This is a genomic window from Metasolibacillus meyeri, assembly GCF_003049505.1.
GTDB classification, from domain to species: domain Bacteria; phylum Bacillota; class Bacilli; order Bacillales_A; family Planococcaceae; genus Metasolibacillus; species Metasolibacillus meyeri.
In genome coordinates, this window is sequence record NZ_PYWN01000069.1 from 1 (window position 1) to 20,403 (window position 20,403).

General features: G+C 38.4%; 18 protein-coding genes. 16 read left to right on the plus strand and 2 right to left on the minus strand.

Annotation, left to right across the window (positions count from 1 at the left end; all coding sequences use genetic code 11):
- A partial coding sequence (locus C9J34_RS21945) for a hypothetical protein (RefSeq protein WP_193768967.1) occupies window positions 1-412 on the plus strand: 412 nt, incomplete at its 5' end.
- A gap of 92 nt (window positions 413-504) precedes the next feature.
- Here the strand turns inward: C9J34_RS21945 and C9J34_RS10850 are convergent.
- A complete protein-coding gene (locus C9J34_RS10850) occupies window positions 505-1,686 on the minus strand; it encodes a polysaccharide deacetylase family protein (protein ID WP_107839891.1) in 1,182 nt (393 codons plus the stop codon).
- 129 nt (window positions 1,687-1,815) lie between these two features.
- Between C9J34_RS10850 and C9J34_RS10855 the strand changes: the two genes are divergently transcribed.
- The 5 genes from C9J34_RS10855 (at window position 1,816) to C9J34_RS10875 (ending at window position 6,376) form a co-directional block, all read left to right on the plus strand.
- Window positions 1,816-2,199, plus strand: a complete 384-nt coding sequence (locus C9J34_RS10855; RefSeq protein ID WP_107839892.1) for a VOC family protein — start codon at window positions 1,816-1,818, stop codon at window positions 2,197-2,199.
- Between the two features lie 25 nt (window positions 2,200-2,224).
- The gene (locus C9J34_RS10860; protein ID WP_107839893.1) at window positions 2,225-3,253 is read left to right on the plus strand and encodes a serine hydrolase domain-containing protein; all 1,029 of its coding nucleotides are present in this window, start codon (window positions 2,225-2,227) and stop codon (window positions 3,251-3,253) included.
- A gap of 102 nt (window positions 3,254-3,355) precedes the next feature.
- Complete coding sequence (locus tag C9J34_RS10865) at window positions 3,356-4,213, plus strand: AraC family transcriptional regulator (protein ID WP_107839905.1); 858 nt, start codon at window positions 3,356-3,358, stop codon at window positions 4,211-4,213.
- A 93-nt stretch (window positions 4,214-4,306) separates the two neighbouring features.
- Window positions 4,307-4,912 carry a DUF5052 family protein gene (locus C9J34_RS10870; protein WP_107839894.1) on the plus strand — a complete coding sequence of 202 codons (606 nt, stop codon included), beginning with the start codon at window positions 4,307-4,309 and terminating at the stop codon, window positions 4,910-4,912.
- 12 nt (window positions 4,913-4,924) lie between these two features.
- Window positions 4,925-6,376, plus strand: a complete 1,452-nt coding sequence (locus C9J34_RS10875) for a protein adenylyltransferase SelO (RefSeq protein ID WP_107839895.1) — start codon at window positions 4,925-4,927, stop codon at window positions 6,374-6,376.
- Between the two features lie 106 nt (window positions 6,377-6,482).
- Here the strand turns inward: C9J34_RS10875 and C9J34_RS10880 are convergent, their stop codons facing one another.
- Window positions 6,483-6,866 (minus strand): CotD family spore coat protein, encoded by a 384-nt coding sequence (locus C9J34_RS10880; RefSeq protein ID WP_238600625.1) that lies wholly within the window; start codon window positions 6,864-6,866, stop codon window positions 6,483-6,485.
- A 239-nt stretch (window positions 6,867-7,105) separates the two neighbouring features.
- On the opposite strand from C9J34_RS10880, the gene C9J34_RS10885 reads away from it, so the two are divergent.
- The 10 genes from C9J34_RS10885 to yihA all read left to right on the plus strand — a co-directional run bounded on the left by C9J34_RS10885 (window position 7,106) and on the right by yihA (window position 20,262).
- Window positions 7,106-7,654, plus strand: coding sequence for a glycerol-3-phosphate acyltransferase (locus tag C9J34_RS10885; RefSeq protein WP_107839896.1), 549 nt, complete (start codon window positions 7,106-7,108; stop codon window positions 7,652-7,654).
- A 1-nt stretch (window position 7,655) separates the two neighbouring features.
- The gene (locus tag C9J34_RS10890; RefSeq protein WP_107839897.1) at window positions 7,656-9,188 is read left to right on the plus strand and encodes a GNAT family N-acetyltransferase; all 1,533 of its coding nucleotides are present in this window, start codon (window positions 7,656-7,658) and stop codon (window positions 9,186-9,188) included.
- Between the two features lie 265 nt (window positions 9,189-9,453).
- Complete coding sequence (locus C9J34_RS10895; RefSeq protein WP_107839898.1) at window positions 9,454-10,554, plus strand: GerAB/ArcD/ProY family transporter; 1,101 nt, start codon at window positions 9,454-9,456, stop codon at window positions 10,552-10,554.
- Between the two features lies 1 nt (window position 10,555).
- The gene (locus C9J34_RS10900) at window positions 10,556-11,980 is read left to right on the plus strand and encodes a spore germination protein (protein WP_107839899.1); all 1,425 of its coding nucleotides are present in this window, start codon (window positions 10,556-10,558) and stop codon (window positions 11,978-11,980) included.
- The gene (locus tag C9J34_RS10905; protein WP_107839900.1) at window positions 11,977-13,113 is read left to right on the plus strand and encodes a Ger(x)C family spore germination protein; all 1,137 of its coding nucleotides are present in this window, start codon (window positions 11,977-11,979) and stop codon (window positions 13,111-13,113) included. Before C9J34_RS10900 ends, C9J34_RS10905 begins: the two co-directional genes overlap by 4 nt.
- Before the next feature lie 197 nt (window positions 13,114-13,310).
- Window positions 13,311-14,291: a tetratricopeptide repeat protein gene (locus C9J34_RS10910; RefSeq protein WP_238600626.1), complete on the plus strand. Its 981-nt coding sequence runs from the start codon at window positions 13,311-13,313 to the stop codon at window positions 14,289-14,291.
- Between the two features lie 114 nt (window positions 14,292-14,405).
- Window positions 14,406-15,692 (plus strand): trigger factor, encoded by a 1,287-nt coding sequence (gene tig, locus C9J34_RS10915; protein ID WP_107839901.1) that lies wholly within the window; start codon window positions 14,406-14,408, stop codon window positions 15,690-15,692.
- A 204-nt stretch (window positions 15,693-15,896) separates the two neighbouring features.
- Complete coding sequence (clpX, locus tag C9J34_RS10920) at window positions 15,897-17,165, plus strand: ATP-dependent protease ATP-binding subunit ClpX (RefSeq protein WP_107839902.1); 1,269 nt, start codon at window positions 15,897-15,899, stop codon at window positions 17,163-17,165.
- A 190-nt stretch (window positions 17,166-17,355) separates the two neighbouring features.
- Entirely contained in the window at window positions 17,356-19,674 is a 2,319-nt protein-coding gene (gene lon, locus C9J34_RS10925; RefSeq protein ID WP_107839903.1) for an endopeptidase La, read from the plus strand.
- Between the two features lie 3 nt (window positions 19,675-19,677).
- Window positions 19,678-20,262, plus strand: a complete 585-nt coding sequence (yihA, locus tag C9J34_RS10930; RefSeq protein WP_107839904.1) for a ribosome biogenesis GTP-binding protein YihA/YsxC — start codon at window positions 19,678-19,680, stop codon at window positions 20,260-20,262.
- The last annotated feature ends 141 nt before the right edge of the window (window positions 20,263-20,403 follow it).

Consider the following 20,403-nt stretch of genomic DNA (forward strand, 5'->3'; position numbering starts at 1 on the left):
AGATGTGTATAAGAGACAGGTTATTTATGGGTGGTCTTTAATAGCTACTGCTGTGATATTATTTTTCTGGATAGATATAGTAACTGCTGTTAATAAATCTATTGCTGAAATCTTTGCTTTAATATTGCTGGCAGTATTCATACTATTTATAACTAGATATAACTCTGTAAAGCCTTTGTTAGGAGCGGCATCTGCAGGGATAAGCATTGTCGCATTTACAGCGGTACTAGAGTCGATTTTTTCTAGACGTAATGATAGTTCGGTAACAATGGGTGCGATATTTGGGGTAATATTGGTTCTTGCATTAATTATTTTTAAAAACGCTATTATGTCATTGTTTTATTTATCTCGTGAAACATATAGATTCTATAATTATAAAGTAAGAGATACAAGTTTAGAAAAAACGATTTAACTTACAAATAATTTAGAGGTTACATTTAAATTTTAGTACACCCCAAATTTTGGGGCGTACTAATTTTTTTGCAAAATCTTTCTTTTGAATTTTTAGTTCTCCACCATCTCCACAAATTCCTCAAGCGTATGGTCATAGTTGATTGCTAGACGCTTGAGTTTATAAGGATTGTCGCCGATTTTGACTTTGCCATTTTTAATTGTGAAGGCCATTTTCATATCGAGTTCTTTCAAAATTTCGATAGTTTTCCTGTTATATTGGCCAAATGGGTATGCCATATATTTTGACTGAATCATGTTGTTGCTCATGACAAAATCATTTTTTACTTCATCCTCATCTTTTATGACGACATGACTTTTTCCATTTTCAGCAGAATGCAGGTCATGTGTATGACTTTGCATATCGAATACATCCTTCATTGCCTCTACTTCCGCCATGCTTAGCGTTTGGATAGCATCTGGTTTGAAATCAGGTGTTGTATCAAGGTGAATTCGGCTCGTTATTAAAAACTCAGTTGCTTTGAAATGGTATTGTTTTAAAATTGGGTAGCCGTATATGTAATTGGATTTTAGTCCATCATCAAAGGTGATGACGACGGCTTTGCCTGGTAAATTGATTTCCTTATTTAAAAACTGCTCTAGCTCTTGCAATGAAATGCTTTGATAGTCGTTATCGTATAGCCATTTCATTTGCGCTTCGAAATTTTCCACAGAAGTGACAGCGGATACGTCGCGAAATTTTTTATTTTCGGCATCTGCTAATAAATGATGATACATCAACACGGGGATACCGTTATCCTTTTCCGTATGGTCTTTATGAATATAGCCCACTTTGTCACCAACTCGCACTTTATACCAGTTAAAATAATGATTTGATACGATTGGGTAGCGTTGGTTTTTGTTAATGATAGCCATCTGTTTCGCTTTAGGAGAGGCTTTTTCGTAAACAATCGTATTTTCGTTCACAATGATGGTGTTTTTTGATTTATATTCCTTTGGTGTTTTTTCTGTTTTGGATGTCGTACTTGTGTGATTTTTGGCAACATAACCGACACCGTTACCAAAGCTGATTTTCCAATAGTTTTGCTCTTCGCTCTTCACTTTATATGTTTGGTTTATTTTCAAAAAGCCAATTGTAGCGTTGTGAGAATCGAAAATAGGTAGGTCATCTTCTTGCGTTGTAACATAGCTTACTTCACTTCTTTCGCCAATGCTTAAATTAATAGCAAATATAGTGATAAAAAATAAGATAAAATAGCTTAATTTTTTGTACATGAATTAGATAGCTCCTTCTCTACCTAATTATCCGCAGTAAAAAAATTTTAGTCAATACCAAAATTAACAGCCCATTCCATTTTCTAATTGATGTTATAATGATGTAGCGATAAGAAAGGGGAAAAGAAAATGAAATTAGCGATGAAATACGTCATTTTGTATGTTAATGATTTTGAAAAAACATTGCATTTTTATCAACATATTTTAGGATTACCTGTAAAAATGCAGCAAGGAACATATGTTGAGTTTGATACAGGGGCAACGACACTCTCAATTAATACGCGCGGGTCTGTTCGAGAAGAAATTGGATTAGATGTGCCAGAAGCGTTATCAGCCTCGCAGACATTTGAAATTGGCTTTGTAGTGGCGGACGTAGCGGCAACAATTGAAACACTGCGTGTACAGGGCGTAACGGTAGTGAAGGAGCCAGTCATGAAGCCGTGGGGACAAACCGTTGCATATGTGGCTGATCCAGACGGACACTATATTGAAATTTGTACAGCTATTGAATGAAGCATCCATACGGTAGGAGGACATTATGTATAGACAGTTACAGCAAATCATAAAGGATATTCAAAATTCGATTCAATTTTCAGGAACAGTATTAGTAGCAGAAGGTGACAATAGGCTAAATGAAAGCTTTGGTTACGCGAATCGTTCAGAGCAAATCGCTAATAATTTATCAACTCGTTTTGGCATTGCATCTGGCTGTAAATTATTTACCGCAATCGCCATCTGTCAGCTTGTAGAAAAAGGGCAGTTATCTTTTCAAACGAAATTAAGCGATTGCTTGCAGTACGATTTTTTGACTTTTGACTCAGAGATTACAATTCATCATTTACTGACACATACTTCAGGTATACCCGATTATTTTGACGAAGAAGTGATGACTGATTTTGAAGAGTTATGGGTAGCAAATCCAATGTATCATATGAGAAATTTGAGTGATTTTTTACCTTTATTTCAACATCAGCCAATGAAATACCGTGCAGGAGAAAAATTTCATTATAACAATGCGGGGTATATTTTATTAGGGTTAATTGTGGAGCATTCAGCGGGGATGAGTTTTGCTGATTATGTACAAGCATTTATTTTTGATAAAGCTGGTATGAGCGAGTCGGGTTATTTTGCATTAGATGCTCTACCATCTAATACAGCACTTGGCTATATAGATCAGCCAGATGGCACTTGGAAAACGAATATTTATTCCGTACCTGTGAAAGGTGGTTCAGACGGAGGTGCATTTGTCACGGTTGAGGATATGAAGAAGTTGTGGGATGCACTAATGAATTATCAGTTATTGACTGAAAATTCTACAAATACATTATTGTCACCACATGTACAAGTGAATGAGGATGGCTATTATGGCTATGGTGTATGGATTAAAAAAAGAAATGATACTATTTTGAAATATCATATAATGGGCTATGATCCAGGTGTCAGCTTTCATTCTGCTTATTACCCAAAATTATCTAGTGGAGTTGTTGTTTGTTCAAATAAATCACAGGGTGCATTTGATTTGATGCGTGGAATTGAAGGCTATTTGATCGAAAAGCTTGGTAAGTAGGAGTCGTTGTTTGCACGCTTTCAAACCTGTCCAATGTCAGCATAAAATGACAGGATAAGATGGAGGTGAGGTTGTATGCTAGAAGCAAGGAGTGAGGGCATTATGAGTTGGATAGAGTCGATTCAAAAGGCGATTCAGTATATGGAAGAGCATTTGTTAGAAAATATAACGATGGAGGAAATTGCGCGTGAGGTGAATTGTTCAGCGTATCATTTCCAACGTACATTTTCGTTATTAACGGATATGACAATTGCTGATTATGTAAGAAAACGTCGTTTAACATTGGCGGCACAAGAAATATTGATGACAGAACAAAAAGTAATCGACCTTGCCTACAAATATGGCTACGATTCTCCTGAAGCATTTACAAAGGCATTTCGCAAGCAACATGGTGTGACGCCGAGTGATGCGCGAAAAAAACAATATGCGATACAAGCATATAACCGCCTCGTCATACAGGTGAGTTTGAAAGGAGCAGATCCAATGAAGTACAAAATTGTTGAAAAAGAAGCGTTTCAAGTAGTTGGTATCAAAAGAACATACAATTGTTCAAACGGTGAAAACTTGCAAGGTATTCCTGTGTTTTGGAATGAAGTGAATGCAAATGGTACAGATCAAGAGTTATTTCAGTTAAACAACGGAGAGATTAAAGGTGTGCTAGGTGTTTGTTTACCACAAAAAGAGGCTAGTAATCTAATTGATTATTGGATTGCGGTTGCGACTAACGATGAGCTGCCGCCTCATTTTGAAACACTAGAAATCCCTGCTTCGAAATGGGCTGTTTTTGAAGTGGTTGGTCCAATGCCAGATGCCATGCCAAATGCATGGAAAAAAATTTATTCGGAATGGTTCCCATCCAATCCGTATGAGCCTGTTGGGGCAGCTGAACTAGAAGTATATTCTGATGAAGATCCATTCAAAGAAGATTTAGTATCAGAGATCTGGATTCCAGTGAAATAATTTTGAACACCTCTAATTTTAGGGGTGTTTTTTAAATTGTGTTAGAATTGTGTGTGTGCCTGGCACTGGCACAAAGGAAGGAGACGTATACATATGAAAAAATGGATTTTAGCAGTCATTATAGGAACGTCATTAGTCACACTTGCTGGTTGTAACTTTTTACAATGGGGATTTGGCAATATAAAGGAGCAATTTATCGGGCGTGAAATTACGATTCAAACGTATGATGAGAGCAGCCAAATTATCGATCAAATTAAAGGAAAGAGTGTGAGTATTAAGGCGGATGATAAGTTTGCGATGAAGGATACGGAAGGAAACACAGTTGAAAAATCATCGGTGTTAGATATTACAGTTGGTGGCAAGCAAATGCTGCATGTTGGTAGTAGTTTAATTGCTTATGAGGATGGCTTAACAAATATTTTTGAGGAATACGCACAAACTGTAGACATTGAGCATTTTGATCGCTCTGTCCCATTTATTAATCGCATGGTCAATGATATGAAAAATTCTACTGTGGGGAAAGATAAAGTTGTATTAATTCGCTCACAAGCAGGTGAACCTTTAGCTACATTTGTCGGTGAGGACGTAAGTTATTTTGCAACGGAAATTGATAAGGCGACAGGCTTATTAATTGATGGTCGTTATTTATTCATTTATCGTTGTGATTATACAATTTATGATTTAGCATTGTTGCAATAAGGGAGGCATTTTATGAATATAGACTGGCGCTTTGATAATAGTTATGCGAGGTTGCCGCATACTTTTTTTGCGGAGATGACATTGAATCCTGTGCAAGAGCCGAAGCTTGTTATTTTGAATAAGGAGCTTGCTAAGGAGCTTAGTTTAAATAGTGAAGCGTTACAAACAGCTGAAGGTATTCAAGAGCTTGCTGGCAATAAGGAACCTTTAGGGAGCAAGCCATTAGCACAAGCATATGCAGGTCACCAATTTGGCCATTTTAATATGCTGGGGGATGGACGCGCGATACTGTTAGGTGAGCATTTGGCAGCGGACAATAAGTGCGTGGATATTCAATTAAAGGGAGCTGGGCGTACACCTTTTTCGCGCGGAGGAGATGGACGTGCAGCGCTTGGTCCGATGTTACGTGAGTATATTATTAGCGAGGCGATGCATGCGCTTGGCATGCCAACGACACGCAGCTTAGCTGTTGTGACAACAGGTGAAATGATTATGCGTGAAGAGCCTTTACAAGGAGCCATATTAACGCGTGTTGCTAGTAGTCATTTGCGTGTAGGAACATTTCAATATGCGCGGAGATGGGGAACGGAGGCCGAGCTTAAAGATTTAGCAGATTATGCGATACAGCGTCATTTCCCTACGCTACAAAATGAAAATATGCGCTATTTGAAGCTGCTTGAAGGTGTGATTGAAAAGCAGGCGCAGTTGATTGCGAAATGGCAATTAGTAGGCTTTATACACGGTGTAATGAATACGGATAATATGGCGATTAGCGGTGAAACGATTGATTACGGTCCATGTGCATTTATGGATCAATACGACCCGCAAACTGTTTTTAGTTCAATTGATAGGCAGGGACGCTATGCCTATCAAAATCAACCGAATATGGCATTGTGGAATTTAGCTCGCTTGGCAGAATCGTTGTTGCCGTTAATTCACCAAGATTCGGAGCAAGCCATTCAAATAGCGGAGCAAGCACTTCAGCAATTCTCGAAACTGTATGAAGCAAACTGGTTAGCTGGGATGCGTTTGAAGCTTGGCTTGATGACAGAAGAGTCGCAAGATATTGCATTAATCGATGAATTATTGCAATGGATGCAAACGAACGAAGCCGATTATACAAATACTTTCCGCGCTTTCACATTAGGTGAGTTTGAAAATAGTGCACTCTATGAACAGGAAACATTCAAGCAATGGCACAAGAAGTGGCAGGAGAGATTACAGCAACAGCCGCAGCCGTTAGAGTTTGTCCAACAAACAATGCGACAACATAACCCAGCGATTATCCCACGCAATCATCGTGTAGAAGAAGCATTACATGCAGCAGCACAAGGGAACTTGCAGCCTTTCCAGCAATTGTTGAAAGTATTGGCACAACCTTTTGCTTATACGACTGAACAAGAGATGTATGCAATATTACCACCTGCCTCAAGTTGTCAATATCGAACATTTTGTGGGACGTAGCATATTGATTAGTTTATTTTAAAGGTCGCAGATATTTTCTAAATCGTTAACCTTGCAAAAAAATAGCATGTGGAAAGTGGTTTAACGTACCACTTTCCACATAGTTTTACCAGCGTCTACCGCGTCGATTATCACATGGATTGAATGGCTTACCGCACATTGTCGTTGTTTCAAAGCATTCGTTCATCACCGATTGTGTATGTGGGAAGTGATGTTGGTTGTTGACCAATTGACGGTTTACGACAGTTAAATGGGATGGATGAACATGTGGTACAACTGTGTTTGTTACATTTGTTTGCACGTATTGACGAGTGGGTGAAACGATTGGTGGATTAAATTGTGTTGGTCCTACTTGCGTTGGTAAAAATTGAGGATTTCCTCCAGCGCCACCCCATGCACCACCTGTCATGTTGCCACCCCATGCACCGCCTACCATATTGTTCCGATTGCCACCTCTATTAGGGAAAATGCCCCCAAATCTATTAACCATTTTGAGCCCCTCCTTTTCACTGAAATAGTAAGTCATATTTAACATATGAAAAAAGATACCGCTGTTCTATAGTTACGCCTATGATAAAGTAGAAAAAACAGGATGAATTAAGGTAAACTATAAGAAAATTCCATTTTATTCACAGGCGAAATGGCAAAAGTACAATATATAAAGAGATGGGTGAGGACAATCGGTAGCATGCTGCGACAAACGAAGTTAGATAAAGTAGTGAAGTGGGAATGATGATTGTTTGTTATTTATTTGGTAGTTATTTGCTAGGAACAATGATGACTGCATGGTTTATTGGGAAATATTATGGTTACTCATTACAGCAACAACATAGTGGTAATTTAGGTGCACGTAATGTAGGAAGAGTTCTTGGTAGAAAAGCCTTTATTTTGACAGCAGTAGGGGATGGCTTAAAAGGCGTGGCTGTTGTGTTGGTTGGTCGATATATTGGATATGGGGATTTGGTTATTACATGGGCAGTATTTTGTGTGTTGCTTGGGCATCTTTATCCTTTTTGGCTGCGCTTTACAGGGGGAAAAGGTGTTGCAACAATGGTCGGTGCACTTGTCGCATTAAATTCTCTCTACTTTAGTATATTTTTTATTAGCTTTATAGCGGCGGCATATTTGTTAAAAAGTGCAACATTTGGTCTGTGCACAGCGTTGATTGTATACAGTGTTATTGTGATTTTAACTGGTGTATTACCAGCAACGCTCATTGGGAGTGTTGTGCTTGTTTTATGGAAGCATCGAAAAAACATAAAAGAAAGGCTGACATAACATGTACTGGTGTAAAATAGCGACATCTGAAAAAGAATTTGCAGAAATTGCGGCATTAAATTACGCAACATTCGTAGAAGAAATTCCACAGCACCCTACAAATGAGGCGCACCGTCTAGTAGATAAATTTCATACAGATAATACATATCTTGTAGTTTATAAGGAGCAGCAATTGATTGGAATGTTAGCTTTACGCGATAAGCGCCCATTTTCATTAGATAGTAAAATTGGTCCTGTTGAACGCTATTTAAATGTGGAAGATTGCGTCAAACTTTGTGAAGTTCGACTTTTAGCAATTAAAAAGCCCTTTCGCAATGGGCGTGTCTTTTTACGTCTTGCACAGGCGTTAGCAAACTATTTATTTGAACGCCGCTACACAGCTTGTGTTATCTCAGGGACCACGAGAGAAGAAAAGCTATATAAGCAAATGGGCTTTCAACAGTTTGCGGAAGCTGTTGGGACAAGCGAAGCACAATTTTTGCCGATGGTATTAACGAGGGAAGGGAGTGCACCATTACGACAGCGTTTAAGACGTGATGCATTCACCTTTTACCCAGGACCAGTATTGCAACAGGAGTCGCTTGCCCATACGGATTTATCGCATCGCTCCTTTGCCTTTCAATTATTATTTCAGGAGCTTCACCAGCGTTTATTAGCATTAGCGGATGCTAAATATGTGACAACACTTGTTGGAACGGGGACATTAGCGAATGAAGCAATGCTAGCCCAATTGAAGTCTGATTTTTCAGGAAGTAAAGGGTTAATCATCACAAATGGTGAATTTGGTGAACGCCTAGTTAAGCAGGCGAAACAGCAGCAATTGACATTTGATGTACAAGCTTTTGCATGGCAGGAGCCATTTGATTTAGCGCATATTGAGGAAATGCTCAAATTACAAGAGTATAAATGGTTGCTCTATGTACATGGTGAAACTTCGACAGGGATGTGCAATGGTGAACAGCTAGCGGTGTTAGCGGAGCAGTATGGTGTAGCATTATGTGCAGATTGCATTAGCTCATTTGGCGCATGCCAATTTTCGCTAGCGCCATTTTATTTAGCAACAACTGTTAGTGGGAAAGCGATTGGCGCGCTTAGCGGACTGTCTTTTGTTTTTTCAAATCATCAACTACAGCCTAGTGATGCACCACTGTATATGAATTTGGCACATTATGCACAATTACAAATTCCATTTACATTACCTGCGGTGCTCATACATAGTGCGTTAGCGGCTTTACGTCACTATCCTGCCCGTTTTGCGTTGTTAAAGAAACGCATGGAAATGCTACAAGCTTGGTCATGTTATCAGCAATATGCATTAAAGACAAATGCTTATCCTATGATTGTTACATTTAAGTTGCCGCATGAGCTAAGTAATTTAGGTGAGGATTTAAAGCTGAACGGCATTTACTTGCATGATGAAAGCGGTTATTTGCAAAGTAGGAGCTTCGTACAAATAAGTATCATTCAACCTAATTTTGAAGAAGCCTTTACGATGTTAAAGACCATATATGAATATTACCAATGTATTGATTAAATATAGCTATCGATAAAGTCTAGGTTATTTTTAGATAGTAAATACTTCATTTGAAAACTGTTGGAAAAGTAGCGCATAAGTCTACTTTCCCAATAGTTTTTTGTCATTTTAACTTATGAAACATGGAAACAATGGCAAAGCTATAAATAACAATAAAGTGAAATTTCAATCAGTAGGGATTTTTTCTATTCTGTGATAGAAAAGATGACCGTCCGTTAACTAGCTCACTTTTTGTGAATTTTGAACAAGATCAGTGAGGTAATACATGAATCAAAATAAATTGATTAGCATATTGCATGTCATACTTCTAATGATGACAGTTATTGGATTGAAAAATCATGTAACGATTCTCCCACCTTTAATAAATGAAGCAGGGCGAGATGCATGGATGTCTGTGTTTTGGTCTGCCATCGTTTTATTACCATGGCTATTGATGATTATTTATTTACACAGACAAATTGGTGAAATGTCTTTCCGAGATTGGTTATCAGAAAGATTAGGTACAGTATGGGAAAAAATAATTATTTATCTATTTGTTGTCTATTTAATGATTATGGCGGCTTTCACATTGCGTGAAACTATGCAGTGGGTAACAGTAACATTTTTACCTGGAACCCCTGAATTGCTATTAGTTTTCATTTATATTGTATTATGTGTTTTTTTAGCAGCTACAGGTGTGCAAGGAATTGTGATTGTTAATGTTATCGTGTTGGCAGGCGTTGTATTTTTAGGCTTCTTTGTAGCTTTTGTCAATATAAAAGTAAAGGAATATGAGCTATTACTGCCTTTTTTAGAGCATGGCATTGCGCCTGTTTTACGTGCTGGGATTTATCCAGCATCAGGCTTTGTTGAGCTATTTTTTATATTGCTCATTCAAAGTCAAATAAAAGCGCGTATGAAATGGAGATATTTTGCTGTTATCGTGCTGATTTTATTAGGGTTAACACTTGGACCACTGATTGGTGCTATAACAGAATTTGGTCCTGTTGAAGCTAAAAATCAATACTACCCAGCGTATGAGGAGTGGCGGCTTGCCTCCATCGGGCGCTTTGTTGAACATGTAGACTTTTTCTCTATTTATCAATGGCTCACAGGAGCTTTTATGCGTATTGGTTTTATTATATTTATAGTTATTCATTTATTACGTTTAGATGGTCAAAGAAAGCGTATATTCAAATCTGTATTACCAGCGTTTCTTGCGATTAGTTTGCCATTATTTTTGTTCAATGACCGTACATTCCTTCAAATAAAGAGTCAGTATTTCTTAGTTAGTACTTTTGTTTTTTTCTTTGTATGGGGAATTATACTGACGCTTGTTTCATTGAAGAAAACGAAAAAAATGCCAAAAAAGAAGGTGGAGCAATGATATGCAGCAAAAAATAACGGATAAGGAGCTGCGTCAATTATTTAATCAGACAGCTGATGTGCAGTTTCAAACATACCAGTTTCAATCATCTACAGTCCATCTAATTACATGCGAGGCTATGGTCGATACGCATTTATTAAATGAAGTGATTGTACCGCGTGTGAAAGCAGTTTGCCAGCAACAAGACGCATCAATTGAAGAACAGCTATATGTACCTGGTTTACAGCGAGTAGAGTCTTTGTCAGATGTAGTAACACTTGTTTTTACAGGTTTTGTGATTATTTATTTTGAGCAACAGCAACTGCTTTTTTCAAGTAATATTGCTAAAAAACCCAATCGTAATCCTGAGGAAACAAATTTAGAAGTACTAGTAAAAGGACCACGCGATAATTTTATTGAGGACATAGGAGTAAATATTGCGATTATTCGTAAACGTTTACCGACAAATTCACTTTCGGTTGAAAAATATACAGTGGGAAGGCGTTCAAAAACAACTGTTGCACTGCTATATATGAATGATATTGCGAATGATAAAATATTGCATGGTATTCGCAAGCAAATTAAAGATATTGATACAGATGTCATAATAAGTGCTGATTTATTGATGGAGCGTATTATAAAAAAAGGGCGACTAATCCCACGCACAACAAATACAGCAAGAGGAGACTTTGCTGTTCAATCGTTAGTAAGTGGGCGCTTTTTAATATTGGTCGATGGCGTTTCATATGCGGTCATTTTTCCAATTAATTTGTTTATGCTATTAAAAACGAGTGAAGACAATGAATATCCAGTAGTGTTTAGTTCATTTGAACGACTATTGCGCTTAGTAGGGATTTTATTTGGCTTATTGTTGCCTGCCTTTTGGTTAGCATTGACAACCTTCCATCAAGAGCAACTACCTTTTCAATTACTGGCAACAATTGTGCAATCGAATCGTGGCTTGCCACTACCATCAGCGCTTGAAATGCTATTAATGTTGTTGATGTTTGAGCTCTTTCGTGAAGCGGGACTACGATTACCTAGTATTATTGGTGGGACGATTAGCGTTGTAGGTGGTTTAATTATTGGAGATGCAGCGATACGAGCAGGTGTTACAAGTCCTGCAATGATTGTCGTTATTGCGATTTCTACCATTGCCACTTTTACGCTCGTAAATCAAGCACTTGTGACGGCGGTCAATCTGCTGCGTGTCGTCTTTATTTTGATTACAGCTGTGTGTGGCTTGTTTGGATTTTTTGTCTGTTTATATGCATTACTTACGTATTTAGCTGGCATACGCGTATTCGGTATTCCTTATTTAAATATAGCAACAGATTTAAATTGGGAAACGGTAAAGAAAACTTTGATACGTGAAATCCCTCAGCAGAAGGCGATGCGTCCCAGATCTTTACATTTAAAGGATAAAACAAAAGGAGGCACAAAATGAAAAAGAGTCTGTGTTTTTTTGTTTTCTGTAGCCTCTTGTTAGCCTCGTGCTGGGACAATAACGAACCCGAACGAATGCTTTATATTCATGGAGTAGGTGTTGATTATAAGGATGGCGAATTTGAAATTTATGCACAATTATTAGATTTCTCAAATATTGCAAAGTCAGATCAACCAAGCACTGATGCAATCCAAACAGAAGTTGGTCATGCAACAGGTAGGACAATTGATGAGGCTGCAGTCAATTTATATCGAGCTGTTGACCAGAAAATTTTATGGGGACACTTATCCTACGTAGTATTTTCAAAGCAATTATTGGAAAGCGCCCAAGTAGAACAAGTAATTGACTCCTTTGTACGTTATCGAGAAACTCGCTATACGATGTGGGTATATACGAGTGATGAACCGCTAGGCGAATTGTTGCTTGTTACACCTATTTTAAATAAAGGAATGACTTATTCAAGGATGGCAGACCCTTTAAACTCCTATCACCAAGATTCTTTTATTGAACCAATTAGTTTACGCAAATTACTTATTCATTTAGATGAGCCAGGTCATGAAGTAAATATACCTTTTGTTGTCTCAGGAGATAAATGGGAGACGCCAAAAGGTGTTGATCCTGTGTATGAAATACAGGGTATTAGTGTTATTACTAAATCGCAATTAAAGGGCTCGTTATTTGATGGGGATGCAGAGGGGCTACGTTGGATGTCCAATGATACAGCACGGGCACAAATTACACTGAAAGATGATGGCGATCAAAAATCGTATACGACAATTATTGTCGATAATGTGAAGCGTAAAATTACACCCATTGAAGAAGGTGGACAACTTCGCTTTGATATATCAATTGAAGTGGATATAACGACGAGTGGGAGAGATGGACGAGAGGGTGAAGAAAAATTAAAGAAGGAAATAACAGGACAAATAAAAAAAGAGGTAGAACGCACTTATGCAAAAAGTTTAGAGCAAGATATGGATGTTTATCGATTATCTGAGCAGGCATATCGTCAGAAATTGAAAGCATGGCAGCGGTTGAATGACAATGGGCGAATTCATTTAACAGAGCAGTCTATTCGCAAGCTAGATGTAAGCATCAACAAGATCAAAACAGAGCGCACAACGAGGAATTAAAGAACGGGTCTGAACAATTATTTAAAGACACGCTTTTTGTACTGTGTAACCGTGGGATATTAGAAGCTTGAGTTGTCTGAATTTCAGACAACCTTGATACATATTGAAAAGCGAGGCTTCCTGTTGTCCAATAGGCTATTGACATGTAAAATGATGATGAAGATAATCCAGAAGTTACCGTAACGGGAGTGAATGGTTTGAAAAAAAAGAAACAACAAATACAACGGCAGGATAATGTGATATTGTTTCCCGGTGTAGGTGAACGTTTATTGGAACAAGCACATGCTTATGCTGAAAGCTCCCAATATAATTTAGCCTGTGAGGCATTTGCGGAAGCGTTGCGTTATATCGAAGGCGACGAATTTTCATTGAGCGTTTATGCTTACTCGTTGTATGAAATGCGCGCATATCAAGAAGCAAAGAAAATTTGTGAAGAGCTTTTAGCGATTGGCCCTACAATGTATTTTGAAGCGATGGAGCTATATTTAACGATTTCCATGCAGCTACGCGAATTTAAACAGGTGGAAAAGTTGATTGAAACATTGCTTGATGAAGGTGCTATTCCAGAAAGTCAGATGGAGAAATTTAAACGACTAAAAAATTTAAACGCGGAAATTGCCGAGAATCAACTAGTGCAGCAAGAAATGCAAGAACAAGAGGTGGATGGATTTTCTATATCGCATTTTTTATCACTTCCTCAATATGAGCAACTTCAAGTGATTTATCAGCTGACAGGTACGAATATTCGCCCGATTGTTCAGTCATTAATTCAAGTCATAGAGCATGAAGAAATCCATCCGTTTATTCAAAGTATTACACTTATTTTGCTGGTAGAACAGCAAGTGGATGTGGAGATTGTTATAAAAAAATTCCAGCGTCAATGTACGGTCAATCCGGCCTATTTAGCGCTACCCACAAAGTTGCCGCAGTACGAAAAGGTTGAGGCTTCTATTACAATGATATTGGAGAAAGATCCAACGTCGTTAGCAATGGTACAGCAATTGCTCGCAAAGCATGCCATTGTGGCATATCCTTTCGAATGGCTAGATTACGGCACGGAGGATATAGCGCAGGGTTATATTGATTATGTGCATATGTTGTTTGGTAAAGTACATGAGATGGATGATGGAATTGTTGGATTTTTGCAACAACTTGAAACATTTTCAGAATTACACTAAACATATGAAAAAAGTTGAAACATTACGCATCTATGATATACTTAAATGGTTGTAGGAACTGTATAAAACAAATATATTTGTTAACAGAGCAATTTTATTTTGGAGGTTATATACATGTCAGTTAAATGGGAAAAACAAGAAGGTAACCAAGGTTTATTAACGATCGAGGTGCCGGCTACAGAAGTAAACAAAGCATTAGATAAAGCATTCACAAAAGTTGTAAAAGAAATTAACGTACCAGGCTTCCGTAAAGGGAAAATGCCTCGTCCAATGTTTGAAAAACGCTTTGGCGTTGAAGCACTTTACCAAGATGCGTTAGAAATCATCATTCCAGAAGCATACTCAAATGCAATCGATGAAGCTGGTATTGAGCCAGTTGATTTCCCTGCAATCGATGGAACTGAAAACTTTGCAAAAGGTGAAGATTTCACATTTACTGCAACAGTAATCGTGAAACCAGAACCGAAGCTTGGCGACTACAAAGGTCTTGAAGTAACAAAGCTTCCAACAGAAGTAACAGACGAAGAAGTAGAAGCACAAATTGAAGAGCAATTAGCAAAAAAAGCAGAGCTTGAGCTTAAAGAAGATGAGGCAATCGTTGAAGGTGATACAGCTGTAATCGACTTTGAAGGTTTTGTAGGTGATGAGGCGTTTGAAGGCGGTAAAGGTTCTGACTATCCACTTGAAATTGGTTCAGGTTCATTCATCCCAGGCTTTGAAGAGCAATTAGTAGGTGTGAAAGCTGGCGAAGTGAAAGATGTTGTTGTGACATTCCCAGAGGAATATCATGCTGCTGAATTAGCTGGTAAAGAAGCAACTTTCAAAGTAACAGTAAAAGAAGTAAAAACAAAAGTATTACCAGAATTAAACGATGAGTTTGCAAAAGAGCTAGACTCAGAAGTTGATAGTGTAGAAGCATTACGTGCAAAAATTAAAGAAACAACTGCAACACAAAAAGAGTCAGATTCTGAAGCTGCATTACGTGACGAATTAGTTGAAAAAGCAGCTGAAAACGCTGAAATCGATATTCCACAAGCGATGATTAACACGGAAGTAGACCGCATGGTTCAAGAATTTGGTCAACGCTTACAAATGCAAGGTATGAACCTAGACCTTTACTACCAATTCTCTGGTCAAAGCGAAGAAGCTTTACGTGAGCAAATGGCAGATGATGCAGCAAACCGTGTGCGTGTATCATTAACATTAGAAGCAATTGCTGCAGCAGAAGGTATTGCAGTATCTGAAGAAGATATTAACGCAGAATTGGAAAAAATGGCTGCACAATTTGGTATGACAGCAGAGCAAATTACTGCTGCATTAGGTGGTACATCTGTTTTAGAAAACGATATTCGTACGCAAAAAACAGTTGAATTACTAGTTGAAAACGCAAAAATTTCTTAATCAATTTATTTGCTAAATATTGATAAAACAAGGTACGCTATTTTGTACCTTGTTTTATCGCATATACATATAAAAAGCGGTGGTTGAAGCATATATTTTTAGGTGAGGCCTATAATATACATAAAACAAGCTGAAGGCAGTCAATATATTTGATAAAGAATAAATAATCTTGTAAGATTGAAGCTTGAATAGGGGTGAAACAAATTGTTCAAATTTAATGATGAAAATGGCAATTTAAAATGCTCTTTCTGTGGGAAAACACAAGAACAAGTTCGTAGACTCGTGGCAGGACCGGGCGTATATATTTGTGATGAATGTATCGAACTTTGCTCTGAAATTGTTGTAGAAGAGCTTGGAGTAGAAGAGGAAATCGACTTCAAAGATATTCCAAAACCTAAAGAGATTTTAGGCATCTTGGATGAATATGTGATTGGGCAAGAACGTGCGAAGAAGGCTTTAGCCGTTGCGGTTTACAATCACTATAAACGCATTAACTCAAATGCTAAAATCGACGATGTAGAATTGTCGAAATCAAATATTGTGTTAATTGGACCAACTGGTAGTGGTAAAACATTATTAGCACAAACATTAGCACGTATTTTAAATGTGCCATTTGCGATTGCAGATGCAACTTCTTTAACAGAGGCGGGTTATGTTGGGGAAGACGTAGAAAATATATTATTAAAGCTGATTCAAGCGGCTGATTATGATATCGAGCGCGCTGAAAAAGGCATTATTTATATTGACGAAATCGATAAAGTAGCACGTAAATCAGAAAATCCATCTATTACGCGTGATGTATCTGGTGAAGGTGTACAACAAGCATTGCTTAAAATTTTAGAAGGCACGGTAGCAAGCGTACCACCACAAGGCGGTCGTAAGCATCCACATCAAGAATTTTTACAAATCGATACATCGAACATCCTGTTTATCGTAGGTGGTGCGTTTGATGGAATCGAACAAATTATTAAACGTCGTCAAGGCGAAAAGGTAATTGGCTTCGGCTCTAACCCTAATAAAATGGAAGAAGCGGAAGGTTCACTGCTTGCTCAACTGATTCCAGAAGACTTGTTAAAATTTGGTCTAATCCCAGAGTTTATCGGACGTCTACCTGTATTAGCAAGCTTAGAGCAGCTAAATGTAGATGCGCTTGTACAAATTTTAACAGAGCCGAAAAATGCATTGGCGAAGCAATATCAAAAGATGCTTGAGTTAGATAATGTAGAGCTTGAGTTTGAAGAGAAGGCATTAGTGGAAATTGCGAAGTTAGCGATTGAGCGTAAAACAGGTGCACGTGGTTTACGTTCTATCATTGAAGCAACGATGCTTGATGTCATGTTCGAATTGCCCTCGCGTGATGACATTGTAAAATGTGTTATTACAGCTGATACAATCGTCGATAAAGCAGAGCCGAAATTGCTATTAGCAGATGGTACTGAATTGAAAAAAGATAACGAAAAAACGTCTGCTTAAAATAGCACAGCGAACAACAGAAGCTGACATCGAACGTGCATCAGCACAAGTAGGTAGTCAGCTTTTCATTTACTTAAAACTTTTGTACATAAAAATGATTCGTATCCGATAACAAATAAAGATGTTCAATTAAACACATACTATCAAAAGCGGGTTGTTACGGATTGATATTGATGGAGGTGAGTCCCGCATGAGTGAAATGAAAGAAAATATACCATTATTACCATTAAGAGGCCTACTCGTTTATCCTTCAATGGTGCTACATATTGATGTAGGGCGGGATCGTTCGGTTGCGGCATTAGAGCATGCCATGATGAATGAAAGCTATATTTTTTTAACGGCGCAAAAGGATATGCGTGTCGAAGCACCTGAAAAGGAAGATCTATTTAAAATCGGTACATTAGCGACAGTAAAGCAAATGCTTAAACTGCCAAATGGTACGTTGCGCATTTTAGTGGAAGGTGTTAGTCGTGGTGTGATAAAAAAATATAAAGAGGAATCTGATTTTACAACTGTAACTGTAGAGTTATCAGAAGACCTGACATATAAAGACCCTGAAACAGAGGCTTTAATGCGTACTTTATTAGTTTATTTTGAAAAATACGCAAAAATGTCAAAGAAAATTACAGAAGAAACGATTGAGTCTGTAGTCGATATTACTGAGCCGGGTCGGTTGGCGGATGTTATTGCATCACATTTGCCATTAAAGGTGCAAGAGAAGCAAGAAGTTTTAGCCATTTTTAATGTCAAAAAACGATTAGACAATTTAATTATTCGTCTACATGATGAACAAGAAATTTTAGATTTAGAAAAGAAAATTAATAATAAAGTAAAACAAGCAATGGAGCGCACGCAAAAAGAATACTATTTACGTGAGCAAATGAAGGCGATTCAAACAGAGCTAGGCGATCGTGATGGCAAAATGGGCGAAATTACCGAATTACGTAAACGTATAGATGCTGTTGGAATGCCAGAATCAACAAGAAAAGTAGCTTTAAAAGAGCTTGATCGCTATGAAAAGCTACCAGCAGCGAGTGCTGAAAGTGGCGTTATTCGCAACTATGTAGAATGGCTTGTGTCGATTCCTTGGAGCGAAAAAACGACAGACCGTATAGACATTATACACGCAGAGGAAATTTTAAATCGTGACCATGATGGACTTGAGAAAGTCAAGGAGCGCATTTTAGAATATTTATCCGTACGTCAACTGACGAATACACTGCGCGGCCCTATTTTATGTTTAGCTGGTCCTCCCGGCGTGGGGAAAACAAGCTTAGCACGTTCAATTGCAGAAAGCCTAGACCGTAAATTCGTTCGCGTTTCGCTCGGTGGTGTGCGAGATGAGTCTGAAATTCGTGGACATCGCCGAACGTATGTTGGAGCGATGCCAGGACGTATTATTCAAGGAATGAAAAAAGCGGGAACGATTAACCCAGTTTTTTTATTAGATGAAATTGATAAAATGTCGAATGATTTTAGAGGTGACCCTTCAGCAGCGATGCTTGAAGTGTTAGATCCGGAGCAAAATAATACGTTCAGCGATCATTATATCGAGGAAACATACGATTTATCAAACGTATTATTTGTGGCTACAGCCAATGATTTAAGCACGATACCTGCACCGTTGCTTGACCGTATGGAAGTAATTTCAATTGCAGGTTATACGGAGCTTGAAAAAACGATGATTGCAACAAATCATTTAGCGCCTAAGCAAATGAAGGAGCATGGCTTGAAAAAAGCGCAGCTTGTTTTGAAAGAAGAGGCAATCATTGATATTATTCGCTATTATACACGTGAGGCAGGAGTGCGCGGCTTAGAGCGCCAAATCGCGACAATGTGCCGCAAAGTAGCAAAAATCGTTGTCTCAGGTGAGAAAAAACGTGTGACAGTCAATGTGAAAACATTAGTCGATTTACTCGGTAAGCATCGCTATCGCTATGGGCAGGCAGAGGAAGAAAATCAAATTGGCGTGGCGACAGGTTTAGCTTATACGACGGTTGGTGGCGATACGCTCCAAATCGAAGTTTCATTAACGCCTGGAAAGGGTAAAATCCAGCTAACAGGTAAGTTAGGTGACGTCATGAAGGAATCAGCGCAAACTGCTTTAACGTTTGTACGTTCTTTAACGAAGAGACTTGGTGTAGATGCCGACTTCTTTGACCAACATGACTTACACATTCACGTACCTGAAGGAGCTGTGCCAAAGGATGGGCCGTCAGCGGGAATTACAATGGCAACAGCAATTGTATCCGCTATTACGAATAAGCCAATTAAACGCGAAGTTGGTATGACAGGTGAAATTACATTGCGTGGTCGTGTATTGCCGATCGGCGGCTTGAAAGAAAAATCATTAAGCGCCCATCGAGCAGGCTTGACAACAGTTATTTTGCCGAAAGATAACGAGCGTGATATTGACGATATTCCAGAGGTGATTCGCGAGCAGCTCACATTTAAACTCGTGTCACAAGCAGAGGAAGTGCTTGAATTGGCACTTGACGGAGGTTTTTAATTAATGAAAGTCCATAATGTCGAAATGGTCATTAGTGCCGTTAGACCAGACCAATACCCAGAAGATGGACTGCCAGAATTTGCATTAGCAGGTCGCTCAAACGTTGGGAAATCCTCGTTTATTAATCGAATGATTGGACGCAAGGCAATGGCGCGTATTTCCTCAAAGCCAGGAAAAACGCAAACATTAAACTTTTATAAAATCGAAGAGCAGTTATTTTTTGTCGATGTACCTGGCTATGGCTATGCAAAGGTGTCAAAATCGGAGCGAGCAGCATGGGGAAAAATGATTGAAAAATACTTCACAAGTCGAGAATTATTAAAGGCCGTTGTGTTAATCGTCGATTTACGTCATTCACCAACAGCAGATGACCGCATGATGTATGATTTTTTAAAGCATTACAACATTCCATGTATAGTCGTTGCAACGAAGGCAGACAAAATCCCAAAAGGCAAGTGGGATAAACACAAAAAAATCGTAAAAGAAACACTCGATATGGACCCAGCAGATAAACTCATCGTCTTCTCCTCGGAAACGGGCTTAGGCTTTGAGCAAGCATGGGGAGAAATTGAGAGCTATATGCAATAAAATCCAATGGGGCTATCCGAACTTCGGATAAGCCTCTTTTTTAATTTGATTGGGCGAATTCGAGTGCTGGTTGGGCGAAAATACATGTTGAACTACTCCCTGTCAAGTAGACAATTAAATCCGCCCATTTGATTCGGGTGG